Genomic DNA, 21,705 nt, shown 5'->3' on the forward strand with positions numbered 1-21,705 from the left:
TAATCGTTTTTTGTTTAAGATTATTAATAAATAACTGTGTTTAAATTCTCTTATTCTCGGCTTTGAATGAGATTAACAATTTGTTCAAATTGATATTGGTTTGCAAGTGCTGTTAGACGAGTTCCCAGTTGAGCGAATTCAGGAGAAAGTTCATCAACTAATTCAGCGATCGCCATATCATTTCCACAAATAGCCGCATCTTCTAATTTCATCAACCAAGCTTGAGGTAATGAGGCCAAAAGCTGAGGATCAAAATGAGGTTTTGGCTTGCGAGTGTCTGGTTTCCCGTTCCAAGAATGCTCTTGGGATGACTCTTTCCCGAATGCTGAGAACACAGTTTCCTGTTGTTGATAAAGATACTCTAAACCCAAATATTCCGCCATTTTCAGAAATAAAGTCTGTTCACGGAAAGGTTTACTGATATAATCATTACAACCAGCAGCCAGGGCAAGAGCGCGATCGCTTTGGGAAGCTTGGGCGGTGAGGGCGATAATAATACTGGTTTTTCCCTGTTCGATTGCCCTAATTTGCTTTGTAGCTTCGTAGCCATTGAGTATGGGCATCCGAATATCCATCCAGGTTAGATCAGGTAGCCATTCTTTCCAAAGCTGTACTGCTTCTTGACCGTTACTAGCTTCGCGTACTTCTAATCCCAAGTTTGACAGTAATCTGACCATGAGTAAACGATTTTCAGCCCGATCATCCACGACTAAAATGCGGCGATGAGGTTGCCCAGGAGCTAACCCGATCACCAGGCGATCGCTCTGTTCAGGGGTGAGATCGACTCCATCAGTTACGCGAACGGGCAGGGTAAACGAAAATGTACTTCCCTGTTCTATTTTACTCTTGACGGTGATTTCTCCGCCCATCAGTTCTAACAATTTGCGGCTAATGGTTAATCCTAAGCCTGTTCCACTAACAAAACGTTTTCCGGCTTGGGCTTGTACAAAGGCATCAAAAATCGTATTTAATTCTTCTGGAGCAATACCAACTCCGGTATCTTCGACTTCAAACATCAGGGTGTTAGGCTGTTGAAATTCCTGAGTTTGAACTCGTAGTGTTACATTGCCTTTTTTTGTAAATTTAATGGCATTACTGAGAAGATTGAGCAGAACTTGACGAAGTTTTTGAGCATCTGCCACAATAAATTGAGGAACTTCGGGTGCAATTTCAAAACAAAGGTCAAGCCCTTTAGAACTGGCGCGTTCAGCTAACATATTTCGTAGCGAATGCAGCAAGGCAATTAAATCAAAACCCGTTTCTTCTAAGGTGCAATGTCCGGCTTCTATTTTAGAGAGATCTAAGACATCATTAATCAAACTCAAGAGATGATCGCCACTGCGCTGAATAGTTTGTAGATCTTCTTGTTGAGTGGAAGTCAGGGAAGGATCACGAGCCATCACCTGAGTAAACCCGAGAATCACATTTAGGGGAGTCCGCAGTTCGTGACTCATATTGGCGAGGAAGATACTTTTTGCTAAGTTCGCGGCTTCTGCGGCTTCCATTGCTTGTCGGAGTGCTATTTCTGTTTGTTTGCGATCGCTAATATCTTTGTGGGTTCCAATCATCCGTAACGGCTTACCTTGGGGAGCACGGAGGACAACTTTACCATAGTTAGCGACCCATTTCCACTCCCCAGACTTGCAGCGCACCCGATAGTCAAAGTTATAGTTGACGGAGGGATCTTGCAAGTGAGCATTTAGACATTCAAAGACCCTGGATTTATCATCGGGGTGAATCATATTTTCCCAAACCATTGTATTCATAATTAACTCTTCAGGCGGATAGCCTAGCATCTCCTGATAGTAGGAATTGAGGTAAACTTTGCCTGTGATTATATCCCAATCCCAGAGTCCATCTCCAGAGGCTTCGAGTGCGAGTTGCAAGCGTTCTTCGCTCAGTTGTAAAGCAATTTCAGCTTGATGTTGTTGGGTGATATCAATGGCAACTCCTCCAATTAATAAATCTCCAGATAAGTCAGGAATTGGAAATTTATAGACCAAAAAATGACCCAGACTTTTATCTAGACGGGGCGCAATTTCAATAACTTTGAGGACTTGGAGAGTTTTAGCGACGGTCTGAATATTATTAAAATAGTCTTGAGCGATAGAGGGGGGGTAGAGTTCAAAAATCGATTTGCCAATCAGATTATCAGTCGGTAAGTCGAAGGTGCGAAGATAAGTTTGACTGACATAGACGATCACACCATTGGCATCGGTGATCCAAGCAGCAGCCGGGCTATGATTCATAAAAGTCTGAAAACGAGCTTCACTCTCTCGCAGGGCGTTTTCGATCAGTTGTCTAGCGCTAATATCTCGCAAAAAGGTGGTAAAAATCTCCTCGCCATTGAGATTTAGCTTAGAAATAGAGGCTTCTGCGGGAAACTCTGAGTCATCTTTGCGCCGTCCAAAAATTGCGCCTCGCTCTGCCATTTGTCGCCCATGACTTTCAGTTTGACTATATTGGCTAACGTGCTGATGATGAAGATTGGCAAAGCGTTCTGGCATTAACAGGTTGAGGGGTTTTCCTAATACTTCGTCTGCCGTGTAACCAAAAATTTGTTCAGCCCCTTTATTAAATAGGGTGATTTGCTGCTGGCTATTGATGGAAATAATCGCATCGCTAGCAATGTCTAAAATTCCAGCAAACCGGGCTTGAGAAATTTGCAGGTTAATTTCGGCTTTTTTGCGCTCCGTAATATCTTGACCAATCCCCAAAGAATACCCACTTGATAGCCGCACATTTGCCCAAGATGTGTTGATTTGCTTCCCGGTTGCGGTGAGGGTGGTCATATCTCTCCACTGTCCGGTTGCGGCTAACATAAATTCTAAAACACTTTGACAATAAACGGGGTCAGGATAACATCTGGCTAAGATATCTTTTTGTTGCCAGCTTTCGAGGGAATATTCTAAAACTCGTTCAACTTCGGGGTTAATGAATTCTATTTTGCCCTCTGGGTTAAACAAGGTAATCATCACCGGGATATTATTAACAATCGCTTCCAACATTTCCTTTTGATATCGCAGCGCTTCCTCTGTTTGTTTGCGTTCGCTGATATCGCGGCAGATGCAGAAGTTCATGATCTCACCGTCTAATTCGACTCGGTTCCAGCTAATTTCTACATCATATTCTGAACTATTTTTGCGGCGATGTCTCGTCTCAAATAGAGGAATAATTTCCTCTCTACCCAGCATCAGTTTTAGCTCTTCTTTTGTCCACTGAGCATCCCAATCGGCAACATTTAGAGTTTGAGTTTCTTCTAAGGTGTAGCCAATCATTCGGGCAAAACCAGCGCTAGATTGTACCACATTTCCTTGATAATTCATCACAACAATACCATCCATTGAGGTATTAAATAGGGTTTGAGTTCGCAGCAGTTCTTGTTCTAAATTAATTTCGGCTTGTTTGCGGTCAGTAATATCCTTCATAAAGCAGTAATGCCCTATAAATTCCTGCTGTTGATCATAGGACGCAATCATCACCAATTGTTTATAAAAAATCGAACCGTCTAGGCGAATTCCTGTTGTTTCAACTTCGACTCGACCTTCTTTTAGCATTTGCTGATAGGCAACAACTAATTTTTCCAACTCGTCAGGATGTACGGTTTTTTGCCAAGCCATCCCGATCATGTCTTCAGGTTCGTAGCCTGCGATATTCGCATAGTTTTTATTAATATAAAGGTAATATCCTTGAGCATCGAGTTTAGAAATACCTGATAAGGCATTTTCCATCACCTCAGCCATTTCTCGCCGCTCGGCTTCTGCTTTTTTGCGATCAGTAATATCTTCTGAAAAACAAAGTAAATAATCGGGCTGATGCTGCTCATTATAAACGGGAATTTTTACCGTATGCAGCCAACGTCTACCCCGACTATAACTATCAATTACTTCTTCGGGGATATCTTTAATAGTTCTCTTTTCAACAGCTTCTCTATCTTTTTTATTAAAAAAGTTAGCTTGTTCTAGGGGAAAAAAGTCATAATCTGTTTTACCCAGGGCTTGTTCTGCTGATATTCCAAATAACTGTTCACAGGTTTTATTCCAAAACTGAAAGACTCCTAATGTTTCAGGGTGTACATCCTTGACAAAAACCGCCAGGGGTAAATGATCTAATAAAGCTTGTAAGAAATTGCGAGTGTGTTGAATTTCTTCTTCGGCTTGCTTGCGTTTGGTAATATCAATAAAGCTAATCACCACTTGTTTGAGTTCACCGTTTGCCTCAAATTCTGGGTAAGCATTGACTAATACCCAAGTCAGGGGAGGACTGCCTTTATTGATTCCTAAGAGATAATTTTTGAGGGGAGTTTGAGTCGATAAAACCCGATGGATAGGGTATTCTTCAGTGGGCATTCGACTTCCATCTTCCCGGATAAAATACCAAGCTTGATCAATAGCTGTTTTTCCGATCATTTGCTCCATCGATAACCCAAGTAATTCACTAGCTTTTGAATTGCAGAGTAAAATACTTGTATCGGCAGCATGAATCACAAAACCAGCACTTAAATTATTAATCAGTTGTCGATATCGAACTTCACTTTCTTGTAGAGCAACTTCTGATTTTTTCCGTTCTGCAATATTTCGAGCGATTTTTGAGGCACCAATAATATTGCCATTCTCGTCTTTAATCGGAGAAACACTGAGAGAAACATCGATAATCGTTCCATCTTTTTTACGGCGTTTTGTATCGTAGTGTTCAATGCGTTCTCCCTGTATAATTCTTTTTAAAATGTTCTCTTCTTCCGGTTTATAATCTGCGGAAATCAGTTCTTTTCCCGATTTACCAATCATCTCCTGTGCAGTATAACCAAAAATTTTCTCTGCTCCTGCATTCCAGCTTGTAATAATATCTTCTAAATTTTTACTAAAAATCGCATCTTCTGAAGATTCAACAATTGCAGCCAGTCGAGCCATCTCTAATTCAGCCTGTTGTCGCTGGTAAATTTCCCATTTTAACTGGCGATTGACTTTTTTCTGTTGTTTAACTTGGTGATGACGAACTTGGGCTAAATGCACAACTAAAATTAATAACCAAATTAAAATAAAACACCCTAAAACAACAATACTCGATAAAAAAGATTTCGTTTTTGAGATGAATTCAGGTGTTGGGAAAACTTCAACTCGCCAATCTGCACCATAAGCCCTGATAAATACGGTTTTCCGATAGCCAGATTCAGTCGTAAGTCCGGGTTGACGATAGATTAATTTATCTCTCTCATAAATCGCAACTTTATATCCAGATGACACTCTTAAAACACTATCAAATAAACTTTGAAACCGAAAGACACCAACAATAAATCCATCAAAGCGATCTCCGACAAATATAGGTATAGTTGTTATAAATCCTTGACCCCCTTGAGCAAGTGAAATATTCGCAGTTAGAATTACTTGATTGAGATCACGAGCCAACCGTAACGTAATCAGGTGACGCCGCTCCTGACTCAAATCTTGGTTCTGTACGGCTTCATTTCCGACTACTGGAATCACCCAACGGACTTTAAAATTAGAATCAACCCATTCAATAGCCTGATAACCAGAGAAATTATTTATATAGGCGGTAGTATCGGCTTCCCAAAGTTCCCGTGCCGTACCCCCACTGGCTTGCCAACGGTTCGCTATGCGCTGAAGCCCCTGTATCCGAGTTGTGAGTTCTTGATTGAGTTGTAACTGAATGGCATCGGCTTCTTGTTGAATTAACTGATTAATGTGAAGTTCTTCGTTTATGGTGAGTTGTTGCCAGAGAAAAAAAACCGCTACAGAAGCCAGTACACCCAGCAACAAAGGCAGCAGTTTTTGAAGAGGTATTTGACATAAAGTTCTCATGGGGTTGAGTTTAGTCATAGAGCAAAAAACTGATTGCTATAGCAGAAGTCAGGAGACAGGAGACAGGAGACAGAATTGAAACCTTTATCATAAAAGGATTTGACAGAAAAACAGTGTCCTAATCAACTCTTTCTCTGCTATAGATCACTATATCTAAGATATCTCAAATTCATTAGGCTACATTTCGGAGCTTAATGATTCGAGATATCGTCAAGCATAGTGCGGATCGTAAATCAATGCAGAAAGATTAACCCCAAAATCGAGCAATAAATATTTATCAAAAGTCAATTTAACAGTTAAGCTAACACGGATGAAGTTTGTTTTTTGAGTTCGATTTGAGTCGCTAAATTCCCCGATAACAATGAACCCCATCTGTTGAGATCATAAACAAACATCGGTTCCCAACAGTGCCGACAAAACCAATAAACTTGTTTATCGTGAATTTGGCGAATCATTGGAGTTGAGCAACAGGGGCAGTCTTTCATAAAAACCTCGTTTTTTAAGGGTAGAGTGATGTAATTGATAGGGATTTTAAACTTTGTTTGTTCTGTTGAGTTAGCAACGATTTCACTCTAAAACTCAAAAATAAAAATTTGGTAAAAAATACAAAGTTGTTAAAAAGCGATCCAAATCTCAATATTTCTTAAAAAAACAGTGATCAGTTATTAGTCTTAGGGGGCGGGTTTTTACAGTTTACAGTTTACAGTTTACAGTTATCACTGGTTACTGGTCACTGGTCACTGTTTACTGGGGGGCGGGTTTATAACAGTTTTGCATGGGAAGATATAGATTTGTTCGGAACCCGCCCCTACAACACTGGTCACTGGTTACTGGTTACTGACAACTGTTCACTGTTCCAGCCCAACACTTTAGCAATTTTAACAGGAAGTTGGCGGAGATCGAAAGGATTGACAACGACGATTTGGACTTGATACTGTTGGAGCAGTTGCCAATCAAACCATGTGGATCGCATCGTGGGGAGTAATATAGGAATACTCTCAGTTTCGGGTTGAATTCTCAATTTTTTTGCCATCAAGAATACCTCATTTTCACAGAAGCAAATATCCAAAATAATGGCATCAACTGGATAGAGTTTAACTTGTTCTACTCCTTCTAAAAGCGAATTCGCCAACTGCACCTTCCAGCCCGTCAAATCTGTTAGACATAACTGGATGATATCCCCTGTATTCTGTTCGTTGTGAATCACTAAAATCGTTTTAGTGGTCATTTTAACCACTGATAAAGCCTTCATTGTATTCGTTAATTATTAAATTTTGGGGCATAAATTGAGGATTTTCTTAGGGTGAATAGAATTTTTCGCTGAAACTTCTATCCGAAGATTCACCAACGACACTGTTTAATCCAGGAAAATAACTCATTTCAACCGCCTTATCTGGATAGAACCGTTCTGCTCTACATGACAACAGCCTAGACAGCAACGGTAAAAAATTGGTAAAGATTTGATCCTCGTTACAAAACTTTGTGATCAAGGAGGCAATCATGCAAAAGGCAATCATGCAAAAGGCAATCATGCAAAAGGCAAGAGGGAGTTAGGGGTTAGGATAACTGTAAACTGTCTTCACTGGTCACTGGTAACTGTTCACTGTAAACTGTAAAAGCTGTTCACTGTAAACTGTAAAAGCTGGTCACTGTAAACTGTAAAAGCTGTTCACTGTCAACTGTCTTCACTGGTCACTGGTCACTGTAAACTGTAAACTGTAAAAGCTGGTCACTGGTAACTGTTCACTGTAAACTGCAAAAGCTGTTCACTGTAAACTGTAAACTGTAAAAGCTGGTAACAGGTCACTGTAAACTGTAAACTGTAAAAGCTGGTAACAGGTCACTGTAAACTGTAAACTGTAAAAGCTGGTAACAGGTCACTGTAAACTGTAAACTGTCTAACCCCAGCCTAATATTTCGGCGACTTCTTCGGTGAGAGTCATGGCTTCGATGGGTTTGGTGATCACGCCTGCAACGCCCATTTTAGAAAATTTAGCCCGATCGCTGGGTAACACTTTTGCGGTTAATAATATAACCGGAATAGATTGGGTAACGGGATTAGACTGAAGCTGTTCAAATACCATAAACCCATCCATTTCCGGCATGGAAACATCTAACAAAATAGCATTGGGTTGTTCTGTTTGTAAAATTCGTAAACATTCTTTTCCTGATCCGGCGGTTAATGTTTGCCATCCTGCTAGATCTTCTAAGCATAATTGTACCAGTTCTCTGAGATGTTCTTCATCATCAACGACGAGAATTTGTCTGTTTGTCATCTGATATTCTCCGAGGGTAAGGGTAAAGTAAAGAAAAACGTACTACCGACACCTAAACGACTTTCTACCCAGATTTTTCCATCATGTCGTTCGATAATACTCTGACAAATTGTTAATCCTAAGCCAGTTCCTCCTTTTTCACGGGAGTCTGACGCATCAACTTGTTGAAATCGTCCAAAAATGGTTTCTAGCTTATCAGCAGGAATACCTCGCCCCTGATCGCTCACCTTGAATAAAACACAGTCGATTTGAGATTCAGCAGTCAGATGAATGGTAGAGTGGGCTGGAGAGAATTTTATCGCATTACTGAGTAAGTTTGTCAAGGTTTGAATAATCGCATCGGGTGCCGCCCAAACTTGAGCATCGGTTGGGGTAAATGTCAAGGTAATTTGCTGTTGAGTGGCGATCGCTTGTATTCCATCTATGGCTTGTTGGATCAAATCTGCGGCTTTAAAAATCGTTTTTTCGAGAATCGTTCGCCCTGACTCTAAACGCTCTAAATCGAGAATATCATTAACTAGATTGACTAAGCGATTGGTATCAATTAGGGCTATCTCTATCATCCGTTTAAACTTGTCGGGTTTTTTATCATAAATCCCGGTTTTTAAGAGTCCCAGTGACATTTGAATTGCGGTTAATGGCGTCCTAAGTTCATGGCTAACAATGCCAATAAATTCATCTTTGATTAGTTCTATTTTTTGTCGTTCAGTAATATCTTCGCCAATGCTGATCGTACCAATCACTTTCCCCTGTGAATCTTGCAGTCGGGTATTATTCCAAGCAATAAATTTTTCTTCCCCCGATTTCGACAAGATTGAATTTTGATAATAGGGATGAGCATTTTGAGTCAATATTTCCGGGAAAATCGTTTCCAGCCTTTGTTGTTCTAAATCCCGGAAAAAGTTTTTAAACCAATTTTTTCCTAAAACTTCTGCGTGAGTGTATCCAGTTATATTTAAGAAAAAAGGATTGACATAGTTAATACTTCCCTGAAGATCAAGTTCGACAACAATTAACTGTACATGATCTAACAATGATCGCCAACGTCGTTCTGATTCTCGTAATATAGCTGTTGTTTGTTGGCGTTCATGGAGTTCGATTTGCAGTTGGGTATAAAGTTCTGATTGTTGAATGGCGATCGCCAGTTGATTACCTATTTTTTCTAGGAGTTCGACTTCCCATGATTCCCAGTTTCGAGGCGATGAATTTTGGTAAATAGCAAATAAACCCCAAAGATTTTCTCCTGAAAATATCGGGACGATAACATAACTTTTAGCTTGAAACTGTTCTAAAAGTTCGATATGGCAGGGCTGAAGTTCGGCTTTATAAATATCAGAAATTACAAAGCTTTCGTGATTGCGAAAACGCCCTCCTTCTGTTTCCTGTAAATAGGTGTCTTCCCAAACTTTGCTTATTCCATTTTCTACTAATTTTACCCAATTTTCCTGAACTGATTCTACAATAAAATCACCACTCCAATCTAGATTAAAACGGTAAATTGCCACTCGATCTGTTTGTAAAGTCTGTCTCACTTCAGTAACTGCCGTATTGAGAATAATATTGAGATCCAAAGATTGGCGGATGGCTTGAGTAATGCTAAAAAGTAACTGTTCTTGTCGGGCTTGTTGTTGTAAGATTATTTCGGTTTGTTTGCTATCGCTAATATCAAATACCGTTGAACGACTCATCAAATAGTTTCCGGCTTGATCTTTAATTGCTGTGGCATTGACACTCACCCATAAAATATTACCCGTTTTAGTAATCAGTTCAAATTCTATGTTATTAATAACACCCTGTTGTTTAAAGCAGTTAAAGTTCTTCTGAAAAACCTGTTGACTTGCGGCGGTAATCAGCTCAAAAAACTTGATTTTGTGTAGGATTTCCTGACGGGTATAGCCAAGCCAATTGAGTTCTGTATCATTAATTCTAACGATTGTTCCTGCTGCGTCTAGGGAGTGATAACCACAGGGAGCATTATTGTAGAGATCTTCGACTTCTCGGCTATATTGTTGTAAGGCTAATTCTGCTTGTTTGCGTTCGCTAATATCGTTGTTAATTTCAAGAACCTTAATCGGTTCTCCTGCATTATCTTTTTGCAAAACCCAACGACTTAATACTGTTATTGGGCAATTATCTTTGGTGAAATGAATCAGTTCTCCTTCCCAAAACCCCTGTTCTAACAATTGTGTTTGTATCTCGGCTAACGGTTGATCAAATTGTGTCTTCAAAAGAGTATGAGTCTCTTGTCCCAATGCTTCAGCTTTTTTCCAACCATACATGAACTCAGAACCTTGATTCCAAAACGTGATCTCTGAGTTGAGATTCCAAGTGATAATACTATCATGGGCAAGGTCTAAAAGTTCCGCTTGTTCTGCTAATAATTGGGAGGCTTGTTCTTGTTCCTGTAAGCTAACTAATAGGCGCTCATTGAGTTTTGTGAGTTGTGTTGTTCGTTCTATTACCCGTTGTTCAAGTTCAGAATTCAGTTGTTGTAGGGCAATTTCTGCTCGTTTGCGCTGGGTTAATTCAGTCTGTACCTGTTCAAATAAATCAGATTGCTGAAGCGCTATGCTAACCACAGAGGCGATTTGTTTCAATAAATCAATTTCAGAATCTTCCCACAACCGAGGGGATCTACAGTGGTGAGCCGCTAATAATCCCCATAATTCCTCACCTTTGAGAATCGGGACAACCAGATTCGCTCTAATCTTAAATTGTGCTAAAAATTCTATATGACAGGGGCTAATATCAGCCTTGTAAATATCAGATTTTGCCGTCACTAAACCTTGTTTAAACGGTTCAACATATTTTTCCCCAATACAAGGATCGTAAATATCAAAAGGTAAAATCGCCATTGTTTGATCGACAACAGACTCAACCTCAACGGTTCCCCCCCAGTTAACACTAAACTGAAAAATAATCACCCGATCCACTTGAAGAAACTCTCGCACTTCATCAACAGTAGTTTGTAAAATATCCTGTAAATTGAGCGATCGCCGAATACGTTGTGTCATATCCAGGATCAGGCGTTGTTGCTCAAATTGCTGTTGCTGTAAAATTTGGGCTTGCTTGCGTTCATTAATATTTAAAATCGTTCCTGACATTCGCACAGCTTGACCGATGGTATCATAAAAAGCGTGTCCTCGTCCTTCCATCCAGTGAATGCTACCATCAGGCCAAATCACCCGAAATTCATGGTGGTAGGTGCTGCGAGTTTGTAAAGCCTGCTGTACGGCTTGATTTAATCCTGGGCGATCATCGGGATGCAAACATTGATCAAATGTCTCATATTTGCCATCAAATGTACCGAGAGTTAACCCCAATAACTGTTCATGTTCCGGCGACCATTTAATCTCTCCTGTCACCAGATTCCAGTCCCATAGTCCCATCTGTGCTGCTGACAGGGCCATCCGCAATTGTTCGGCGTTTTTTTGGGCTAATTGTTGGCTGAGTCGTTCAACCTTTTTTTTGCTATTTTTAAGATTTCCTGTTACAAAGTTAATCACCATCCCAACAGTCAGAAAAAGAGTTAACTGTAATAGATCCTGTGGGTTTGTTATCCAATTCTGATGAAGGGGAACCCGAAAAAAATAACTGATTGCTAGAGTTGACAGGAAAACCGCAACTATTCCGGGTCGAAAACCGCCATACCAACTACTGATAATAATAGCGATGTAAAAAAGCGGACTAATAATTGGTGACAGAAGGGGTTTTAGCCAGAGTGTCAGTAAAAGGGCAATGGCTGTTAAGCACAGGGCAACTGCGTAAGGCAAGGGTTGATTGGGTTTCATGTTTGTTGTTGCGCTAAAGCGCTTCATTAGAGAAAGTAGAAACACCACAAAGACACAAAGGTAGAAAGAGGGTGAATTTTTCTCACAAAAAATGTCTATCTTGGGCTTTTATACTGCTATGATATCTATGATTTCACCATTAAGATGTAAGTTTTCAACTTTATTAATAAGTTATTGACGATTTTTCATGCAAATTTTTTCTACCTTTTGCGATCGCGTTCAATGCGACTGAGTACCCGTGCTACAAGTTCTGGCCCTAATATGGGTTTGGTAATAAAATCATCCGCACCCGCACTAAAGGCTTGTTGCAGGGAGTCTGCATCGGTGCAAGCCGTTACTACTAAAATCGGCAAATCTCCCCACTGGGTATCTTGTCGCACCACTTGACACAATTCTAATCCACTAACTTCGGGCATTTCTAGATCTAATAGGATTAAATCAGGCGAAGTTATCAGTAATTTTTCCCAAAAATGTTGGGGTTCATTTAACGGAATGACTTCTAAACCCCAAGGTGTTAATATTGTGGATAAATGAGTTAAAATAACAGGATCATCATCAACAATTAAGACTTTTGCGCTTAAAGGTTGAGTTTTATTTAAAACACGGGTAATGGCTTGAAAAATTTGTTCAGGGGTAGCGGGTTTATGTAAAAATTGTTTGGCGCCTAAACGAGAAACGGCTAATCGATCGGCGAGGCTATCTCGTCCCGTAAAGACAATAATCGGAAGATTGGGCAATTTTTCGGTAAGTTCTCGCAGTAGGATTAATCCATCTTCTTCGGTTGTCGGAAAGCTTAAATCGAGTAAAATAACATCAGGTGTGGAACGTGTAAGATAGGAACGAGCTGTGCTACAATTGGGTGCAATCTTGATGTGAAGTCCCCAGGCTATAGATTCGCTTTGCAGTTGTTCTGTTAAGGCTTGATCATCATCAATGACTAAGACTTGAGAGTTGGAAACCATCGCCACTAAAGAAGCTTTGGCAGGCATCGGAGGTTTAGCCCACTCTTGTTTTAACGCGGTAACTCCTTGGGAAAACTGGGTAATTTCTTCAGGCGTAAAGGGAGGATTATTCCTCAAAAAATGTTCGAGAGTTCGGGCAATTTTTGAAGCTTCAGGATATCCAAAGGATGCCATTGAACCTGCAAGTTTATGGGCTTCCTGTTGGGCTGTTTGGTGTAATTCTGGTTCTATATTTCCCGCTAAAAATGCGATTTTTGCCTGTTCTAATACAGCGACTCGTTCGTTAAACATACCCCGAAAGCGTTCCAGGAGTTTGTCAAGATTTAATTGCTTATTTTGAGGACTATGATGTTCTGAAGTATTATCATCAGAGGATACAGCTATGGGGCGAGGTTTGAGGCGATATCCCATCCCATAAACGGTTTCGATTATTTCTTCGCTTAAACCGCCTGTTTTGAGTTTCTTTCGGACATCTTTAACGTGAGTAATAATGGCGCGATCGGTGGGAGCATTATCAAATCCCCAAAGTCGATCTAAAATCGCATTACGACTAAAAATCCGTTCAGGATTTCCCAGAAACAATTTTAACAAATTATATTCAGTTGCGGTGAGCGAAATCACCTGATCATTAAACGTAACTCGCCCCGAATGTAAGTCTAAACAAAGCTTTCCCCAAGTTAAAATATCCGATGGATTTTGAGGTAAATTTTGAGTTAAAATTGCACCACTTCGCCGCAATAAAGTTCGCATTCTGGCTAATAAAACATCCGGTTGATAGGGTTTGCTAATATAGTCATCGGCACCCGCATCAAAGCCTGCTATAATATCAGTATCAGAATTTTTAGCGGTTAAAAGTAATATCGGTTTGGAATAACTGTGCGATCGCAGTTCTCGCACGACACTAATTCCATCTTGTTTAGGAAGCTGTACATCGAGTAAAATTAGGTCATATTCGACCTGTGTTGCCAGGCTGAGTCCGGCTTCTCCATCGCTTGCTAACTCAACAATATAGTGATTGGCTTCTAACACTTTTGTTAAAGCTTCACTCAGTAAGGAGTCATCCTCTACCAATAGAATTTTGATCGGAGATTTTTTCATCGGACTCAACCGCAACTTATTACTGTTCCATTCTCTAATATTTTTCCGGCATGAAACACACTCAGATTACTGCCAACAGTATCCTCTCTGGAAAAAACCCTAAAGTTCGCCTGAACAATACAAGTCGTAAAACAATCAGCTTATTAAGCTAGAACGGTAGGATTGAGGTTATCGAGTTTCAAGTGAGGTTCGTCGAGAAATTAACCGACGATTAACAGAAGCTAAATTATCTGTTTAAGGAGTCTCTATTGATGCTGACTTGCAGATACTTCCCTCTGTTCAGTGTTGTGTTGAATATCCCAGAGGGAACGATAATGTCCTCCATCGGCGAGTAAATCTTCGTGAGTTCCTTGTTCAACCAATCGACCTTGATTCAAAACAAAGATACAGTCTGCCGGCATCGCTGCTTTGAGTTGATGAGTAATCATAATCACAGTATGTCTACCAGCTAGGGAGGTAATGGTTTGATTAATCGCATCAGCTATCTCAGCCGAAAGACTACTGGTCGGTTCATCGAATAACAGAATAGGCGGACGATGAAGCAATGCTTGAGCGATCGCCATTCGCTGGCGTTGGCCCCCAGATAACTGTCCTCCTGCTTCGCCAACTACGGTTTGGTAACCCTCTGGTAAACTCAAAATAAAGTCATGGATTTCGGCCTCACGAGCAGCAGCAGCAACCTCTTCCTCTGTAGCTTCTGGTTTAGCGATGCGGATATTATTCATAATCGTGGTGTTGAAGAGAAAGGTTTCTTGCAGTACAATCCCCATCTGCGATCGCAAAGATTTCTGCGTCAGTTGACGTAAGTCCTGCCCATCAATCGTTATCCGTCCCTCAGTGGCATCGTAGAAACGCATCAGCAGGTTAAACACCGTACTCTTACCCGCACCACTCGAACCCACAAATGCCACAAATTGTCCGGCTTTTATCGACAAATTAATGTCGTGCAATTGACGCTGTGCATTGTTATAGCTAAAAGATAAATGCTCAAAGCAAATTATCTTCTCAAACGAAGTCAAAGCATGAGCATCAACAGCATCAAGAATTTCAATCTGTTGCTTAAATACCTCGTCAATTCGTTGCATCCCAATACTGGCTTCAAACCAGCGACCAATCCGCATATTAACCAATTGACCTAAGAGGTCATACATACTATGAGAAATCGTGAAGAAAGTGATCCAGGTTCCAAGCGTAATTTGGTTGGAGAGAACGTAAACGCCTCCAATTCCCATCACCCAAGCATCAAGCAAATAAGCGGAGAATGTGACTGCATACTTAAACACAAGAAAGCTGAATACAGCCTCGGTTTTCTTGTCCTCAAGTTTTCTCAACTCATCACTAAAATAACCTGTAAATAAAGCCTGTAAGCCATATCCTGAGATCGTCGGTCTGGCACGAATTCCCTCTTGTACCGCATCCACCATTAAGGCATTCTGGTTAATGGCATCCAGACCTCGCCGAGTCATATTAACCGTCAAATACAGAGTAATGGGTAGCATTATAACCATAGGCAAAGTACCCAGTAGGGTTAAAGTGCCACTAATGCGAATCATCATCCCCACATTGACGAGGATCATCACGATTTCACCGACACTGCGAACCATTTCTTGACCTAAAATCGGCTCTATTTTATAAATATCTACAGAAAAGTGAGTTAACAAATTTCCGAGTCGAGCCTGTTTATGGAAGTTTTGTGAAAGGGTTTGCAGTTTGACAAACAAGTCGTGTCGGATATCATTGGCAACGCGGCTAGAAACGCGAGCCGATAAACGACTCCCTAATATGTATAAGCCAAAAGCTATAGGTAATAGAATAGCCAGTTGGATTGCTGAACTGATCAACACAGTGGCTCCTTGATCAATCGCCCTGCCTAGCTTATGAGCAGCAACGAGTTGGTACGCAGGTATACCCATCAAACAGATAGCACTAACTGTCGCAATCACCACATAAGGAGACCAGTAAATCCAGACGTATCTGAAGAATAAGTAAAAACGACTCGTGAACTCTTTTACTAATAAACTCCAATTACCGAAGTTGACTTTCTGATCTTTCTGGGGCAGTTCATGCCCTTGCCAGGGTGAGCAATCTTTCAGTTGAGAGGGGATGTGCTGAAGTTTCTCAGATGCAGGCACCCAACGATCCACAGAGAAAAGTTGAGTAAAGCGTGCGATCGCTTGACGAAGGGGGGAAACTGAATTTGAAATATCTGTTTTCTTACAATCAATTGACTGGCTTGAGGATTGTCCGCGAAAGTAGCATACCAAGCCCCAACAACAAACAACTGCAAGAGCTACAGCCAATATTGTCGGGGAAGGGGAGATGAAGCTCTGATAATCCATCCTAATTTAGTCTTTTTCTGGTGGGGTTTTCAGTAGATTGAGTTGGTGAGAGTCTTCACCCCGTACTACAATGCAAGGAATGGGATTGCCAGCAAAATTTTTGATTTCAACATCAGGTCTTGCAAAGCGAGCCACAAGACCAAAGCGAGTTCGAGTGTCATTATTTCGACTAACACCATGCCAAATTCCACCTCTTGTAAAGCAGTATTGACCTGCTTTCATTTCTATCGCTTTAATTTGATGAGGTGCGTTTTCTGGGTGCATTTGATCGGCTAACCTCAGCAGACTACTCGCATCGGTGAGATCGCACTCTCCTGCTTCTTCTAAAGCCGGGAGATCTGCTTCATATTTGTGGGTTCCGGGGATAACGAGGAGACAACCCGTTTTCATCGTCATATCGGTCACAGCAATAGAGGTATGAACCCCTTTGATCCAACCATTGATGACATCTATATGCCAAATTTGACCTGTCTTTTTGACAATATGACCATCATGCCCTGGTTCTCTGACTATCGTTTCTGCCATCCAAAACAGGAGATTTGAGCCTAGAAAATCAGCAACATCATCCAAAATCTGAGGTTCTGTAGAGAGGTCATAAACCAACTTAGAGGTAATATGAGCTATCCTGCGATCCATAACAGGGCTTTGAGGCGACTCAGTGGAAGTTTCTTCAGCTTGAGAGTTTTCTATCTCTTTACTCATGGCATCACGCAGAGCAACTAAACTAGCAGTTTGACCCAGCGTAAACGGGCCAACAAAGCCTTCTTTGTCGAAGAAAGAGACTTTCTGCTCAGTTTTATTTAGGTTAGTTTGACTAGAACTATATGTTTGAGAAGATCCAATCGATTGCATAATTAAATTCTTCCTCTCATGAACGTGATTGTGCAAGCATTCAAACGGCTTAATTCTACACCTGATTACAACTTGCCCCTGTCTATTTTACTAAATTTAACAGGCTAATACTGGTCTTTACGTTAATATAGCTTGCTCAATCATATCAACAGTTTCTTAAACACTCCCTAATTTCCTAAATGCTGTGAATGTAAATTACCCCCCTTCTCCCTCCTTCAGCTTTATTATTGTAGTAGTAGGCATAATTATCACCGTAAATCGCTTCGATATTTGGCTTGATCCATTCAAACGTGTAGTCTTGCCCGTTATAGGAGTCGTAACCGAACTCAGGACAGTTAGGAACTTTCCAGTCATGGATAACAATGACTGGCTTGATTTCTGCCTCAGCAATTGCCTTTAGTTCATCAAGCAATGGTGTATATACCTTGGAGTGTGCATCAAGAAAAAACAAAATATTTCCATGATCTAGCTTAAGTAAATCCCTGATTATATTTGGACTACTCCCCTCCATTATAGTAACATTGGTTGAGTCCTTTAGGAATTCTTTGGCTTCTGTAACGTTGTCAGAATCTACTTCTATTGTATAAATTTTCTCGGCAATTTGAGCCAATCTTTTGGTTGTACCCCCTAGAAAAGTTCCGGTTTCAATTATCGTTTTTATCTCATATTTACCAACGAGTTTTTTGATTTCTTCTTCAATATAAAAATCACCTTCAAAACCCCTAAGGTTACGTGTTATATATTCTTGAGTTTTTCCAGATTTTTGCATGGCTACTTATATCTTTACTTTGCTAAGTGAGTATACAAATTGAACGATTCTTTGATCCATTAAGATGGGTTTAAAGAGCCTGACTGAAAGTGTCCTGAGCTTGATAGTCTTCTACCGTTTTACTCATGGCATCACGTAGAGCAACTAAACTAGCTGTTTGACCCCGGGTAAATGGGCCTACAAAGTCTTCTTTCTCGAAGAAAGCGAACTCGATTTAAGTTAGTTTGACTAGAACTGTATGTTTCAGAAGAGCCAATCGATTGCATAATTAAATTGTCCCTCTCACAGATGGAGGTATACAAACAGTCATTTATCATTTTACTGAAAATCAGGCAAACCCGTACAAAAACTTTCAAAACGTTTGGAATAATGGGCGTTTGACTCGCGTGATATCTTTATAAAGCCAGAGATAATACTTTCTCTAGCTTCAACGGATCTACCCATGTTTGCCAATCTGAACTGACATTCTCCCCAAAAATATGCCAGTGAGTATGTCCCAGAAAACTGGAAATGATTCGAGATGAATGATGCCAGTAGTCTTTGTTATAAATTTCTATGATAGTTGTCCCTGAGCGGCAAAAAATTTGATTATATATTCCCGCCCCATGAGGACCCAGGACAACCTCAGCCTCGGAAAAGAGAGCGATCTGTTCAGCGAAGCTCATTCTTTCACAGTGTATGACTTCAAAGTTATAATTTTTCAAAACCTGTAAAATCTCCTCTTCGTTAACTATTTTTCGTGAAGATTGAGAGCGAGAAATATAGAGCCGTCTAGAAGCTAAGTTATGGTCTTTAGTCGCTCTAACAGAAGAGAGTAATTTGTCTCGTATCGTTAAAATATGCTTTTTACTGGGTCTACCGGGATTTTGTGCTGCATGACACAGAATTAGTTTTTCAACCTGGAAGCCCTGTTCTGAAATGGGAAGGGTTTGATTTTCTTTAATTCCTAATAGTTTGAGAGAATCTAGAATATAGTGTGGTGAACTTTCAGGAATAATAAACTTTAAATCGGCTTTGACGCTATCATTGAGTGATGCAATTAAAGAAAGTTTTGGCAAGCAATCCATCAACCAGTGAGCAAAATTTAGGGTATAACTCCAGTAAGATAGAAGCGATACATAAGTTCCTGAAAGTATTTTACTAGGGTTAAACTGATTTTTTATTTGTTCTGGATTTAAACAAATTTCCGGGTTTTGACTGTCTAGAGATTGACGGATAATTTCCATATCATAAGTCAGAGTTAGTCCCATTTTGTTAACAATAAAAGCATTGGGAATAACACAGATAAAAGTCTCGTCTATTTCGTAATTGGTAACGCAATGAAGATGATAAAAATATTCTTCTCTACCGAGTTTAGTGCGTTCTTCAGCCGGCTGTGTTAGAAGTTCGGCCCAATCTTGAATAACGTATAGGAGATCTTCTTCGACGGTGTTGGAAGGGTAGCTCATCTGAATGCTTGGGGGAGTGACAACCTCAAACAGCCATCCATTTTTTTTTGCCAGTTCTTTGAGATTCGTATTAATAGTCAGCATCTTGAATTTCTTTAGGAGGATCTCTCTAGTTTTAACTCATACACATTCCATAATCTCCAACTTAGCCCAGAGAAACGTACATTCTTGACATCATTGCGAATAGCCGAGAACGAGAGAGGATTGACAAGGTAAATAAAGGGGAGATATTCCTGGGCTAAAATTTGAGCCTGACCATAAATTTCTCGACGCTTCTGTTCATTTAACTCTTGACTGCCCTGAATATAGAGGTCGCTGATTTTTTGTTCCCAGTCGGGAATCACTCTTCCCTTCAAAGGAGCGCCGTAAAAGACGTTCTGGTTGAAGGTATGAACACTCCCATCGATTGACCAGATTCTACGGCCATTATCCGGTTCTACGCCACCGCCGACGAAGTGCATGATCTGTGCATCCCAGTCGAGAGTCTTTAAGACTTTCCTGATAAAAGTATTGAACTCAAGTTGTTGCAAGTCTACAGTCATACCGATGTTGGCAAGATCTCGCTTAATTTGAACTCCGATTTTGACTCGAATTTGGTTGTCGCTACTGGTCAGCAGGGTAAAGCGCACAGGGTTGCCGTCAGCATCCTCCAGTTGTCCCTGAGTATTATATCGGAATCCCCCCTGCTTTAACAGTTGTCTGGCACGATCAAGATCGTAGTTGTAAGTGGGTAGCCCTTCTTCTGGGGAGAGGTAATAGGGACTTTGTTTATAGATGGGGGAATCGTGGGGCGTGCCTAACCCCTGAAAGATATTATTAATCATGGTAGAGCGATCGATGGCATGGGCGATCGCTTGGCGAAATTCCAGGGTATTAAACCAGCGAGACTTAATCGGGTCTACCAGAGGTTTTCCTTCACGGGTAGCCTGATTCAAATTGAACGTGAGTAAATGGGTAGCCGGTGCCGGTCCGCCGTTGTAGATCGTGAAGTTTCCTTTTTCTTCTTCCCGCTTCATCAGTGAAAAGAAACTACTCGGAAGGTTGATCATATCCAATCCACCAGAGCGAAACTGTATCAGTGCATTATCAGTCGATCCGACAATCGAGATTACGATGCGTTCGATATAAGGTTGGGGGTTGCCCTGATCATCTTTGCGCCAATAGTAGGGATTGCGCTCCAGAATGATTCGCTCTTCGGGTTGGAATCTCAACAGGCGATAGGGGCCATTGGTAATCAGTTGTTCTGGCGGGGTATCGGTTCCCCAGGCTAATAAAAATTCGGGCAAGCCCTTTTCATCAGTCCTATTGACAGTATCTTCTAAGGCGTGTTTGGGTAACAGCTTAACTTTCCCCGCATACCGCAACAGGGGAGCAAAGGGTTCTGGACTGATAAATTTGACTTGGTTGGGACTAATTTTGCGAACTTGGGGAAACTTCCCGGCTTGACCAATCCGAAAAACATCTTGCTCCCCGTTAGGAATGTTTTCGTTAAAGTAGATTTTATTGAAGCTAAAGACGACATCATCTGCTGTAAGTGGCTCTCCATCTGACCAGCGCACGTCCGAGCGGAGGTTAAAGATAATCTGTTGTTGGTCGTCGGAAATTCTCCAAGACTCGGCGATGCCGGGTTCTAGTTCTCCTGTTTCTCCATTTTCTGTAATCAGTCCTTCATAGATCAACCCTAGCATCGCATGGGGATCGAGGCTCATAACGGGGTTGAAGGTGGCTGGACTATTCAGTTCGCTAGTGACTAGATAAGGAATTTTGTCAGTTTCGGTTATGAACCCATTAGGGAGGCAGCCTTGGAAGACGACTACTATTGCTATTACCCCAGGCAGAAGTCGGAGAAATACTCTCGGCCACCTGATTCGACGTAGATATATTAAAATTGTGTAGATTCGTATAGAACCCATTGAAGATCGATTGGTATAAATGAGGAAAGCTAAGTTAAACTACTCGAATTACTATTTTACCTATCTTCCGCAAGAATGCTCCCGTCATAATCTTTGATTTGACGGTGAGATGAATTGCGGTCAACCGATTTGTTTATAAGTCTATCATCTCTTTATAAAATTTGCTATAATTGTTGATAAGGAGGTGATCAAGTGTTAGTAATAGAAGCCCAACTCAAAGGAACACAAGCGCAATACTCAAAACTAGATGAAGCTATTCGTACAGCACAGTTTGTCCGGAATAAATGTCTACGTTATTGGGAAGAAAATCCAAATGTAAGTCGTAACGATTTGCAAAAATATTGTGCTGTACTTGCTGATAACAAAGAGTTTCATTGGGTTAATAAGCTCAATTCACAAGCTCGTCAGTCTGCTGCTGATAGAACTTGGCAAGCAATA

At 40.8% G+C, this 21,705-nt stretch carries 11 protein-coding genes and 1 pseudogene; 1 reads left to right on the forward strand and 11 read right to left on the reverse strand.

Going from position 1 to position 21,705, the window contains the following annotated elements:
* Window positions 1–50 precede the first annotated feature (50 nt).
* The 11 genes from VB836_RS23635 to VB836_RS23685 all read right to left on the reverse strand — a co-directional run bounded on the left by VB836_RS23635 (window position 51) and on the right by VB836_RS23685 (window position 21,063).
* On the reverse strand, window positions 51–5,837 hold the full coding sequence (locus tag VB836_RS23635; RefSeq protein WP_323223123.1) for a PAS domain S-box protein: 5,787 nt from the start codon (window positions 5,835–5,837) through the stop codon (window positions 51–53).
* A 278-nt stretch (window positions 5,838–6,115) separates the two neighbouring features.
* Complete coding sequence (locus VB836_RS23640; RefSeq protein WP_323223125.1) at window positions 6,116–6,304, reverse strand: hypothetical protein; 189 nt, start codon at window positions 6,302–6,304, stop codon at window positions 6,116–6,118.
* Window positions 6,305–6,639: 335 nt separating this feature from the next.
* The gene (locus VB836_RS23645; RefSeq protein ID WP_323223127.1) at window positions 6,640–7,071 is read right to left on the reverse strand and encodes a response regulator; all 432 of its coding nucleotides are present in this window, start codon (window positions 7,069–7,071) and stop codon (window positions 6,640–6,642) included.
* A 646-nt stretch (window positions 7,072–7,717) separates the two neighbouring features.
* Complete coding sequence (locus VB836_RS23650) at window positions 7,718–8,095, reverse strand: response regulator (protein ID WP_323223129.1); 378 nt, start codon at window positions 8,093–8,095, stop codon at window positions 7,718–7,720.
* On the reverse strand, window positions 8,092–11,886 hold the full coding sequence (locus tag VB836_RS23655) for a PAS domain S-box protein (RefSeq protein ID WP_323223131.1): 3,795 nt from the start codon (window positions 11,884–11,886) through the stop codon (window positions 8,092–8,094). The genes VB836_RS23650 and VB836_RS23655 overlap by 4 nt, the downstream gene beginning before the upstream one ends.
* Before the next feature lie 200 nt (window positions 11,887–12,086).
* The gene (locus VB836_RS23660; protein ID WP_323223133.1) at window positions 12,087–13,946 is read right to left on the reverse strand and encodes a response regulator; all 1,860 of its coding nucleotides are present in this window, start codon (window positions 13,944–13,946) and stop codon (window positions 12,087–12,089) included.
* 245 nt (window positions 13,947–14,191) lie between these two features.
* Complete coding sequence (locus VB836_RS23665) at window positions 14,192–16,285, reverse strand: ABC transporter ATP-binding protein (RefSeq protein ID WP_323223135.1); 2,094 nt, start codon at window positions 16,283–16,285, stop codon at window positions 14,192–14,194.
* A 6-nt stretch (window positions 16,286–16,291) separates the two neighbouring features.
* The gene (locus VB836_RS23670; RefSeq protein WP_323223137.1) at window positions 16,292–17,137 is read right to left on the reverse strand and encodes a phytanoyl-CoA dioxygenase family protein; all 846 of its coding nucleotides are present in this window, start codon (window positions 17,135–17,137) and stop codon (window positions 16,292–16,294) included.
* A gap of 175 nt (window positions 17,138–17,312) precedes the next feature.
* The gene (locus VB836_RS23675; RefSeq protein WP_323223139.1) at window positions 17,313–17,906 is read right to left on the reverse strand and encodes an O-methyltransferase; all 594 of its coding nucleotides are present in this window, start codon (window positions 17,904–17,906) and stop codon (window positions 17,313–17,315) included.
* A gap of 395 nt (window positions 17,907–18,301) precedes the next feature.
* The gene (locus VB836_RS23680; RefSeq protein ID WP_323223140.1) at window positions 18,302–19,438 is read right to left on the reverse strand and encodes a glycosyltransferase family 61 protein; all 1,137 of its coding nucleotides are present in this window, start codon (window positions 19,436–19,438) and stop codon (window positions 18,302–18,304) included.
* An 11-nt stretch (window positions 19,439–19,449) separates the two neighbouring features.
* Window positions 19,450–21,063 (reverse strand): ABC transporter substrate-binding protein, encoded by a 1,614-nt coding sequence (locus VB836_RS23685; RefSeq protein ID WP_323223142.1) that lies wholly within the window; start codon window positions 21,061–21,063, stop codon window positions 19,450–19,452.
* A gap of 396 nt (window positions 21,064–21,459) precedes the next feature.
* Between VB836_RS23685 and VB836_RS23690 the strand changes: the two are divergent.
* Window positions 21,460–21,705, forward strand: a pseudogene (locus VB836_RS23690) (RNA-guided endonuclease TnpB family protein); the annotation flags it as partial.

Origin of the sequence: Limnoraphis robusta BA-68 BA1 (genome assembly GCF_034932365.1) — a bacterium.
In the GTDB taxonomy this organism is placed as follows: domain Bacteria; phylum Cyanobacteriota; class Cyanobacteriia; order Cyanobacteriales; family Microcoleaceae; genus Capilliphycus; species Capilliphycus robustus.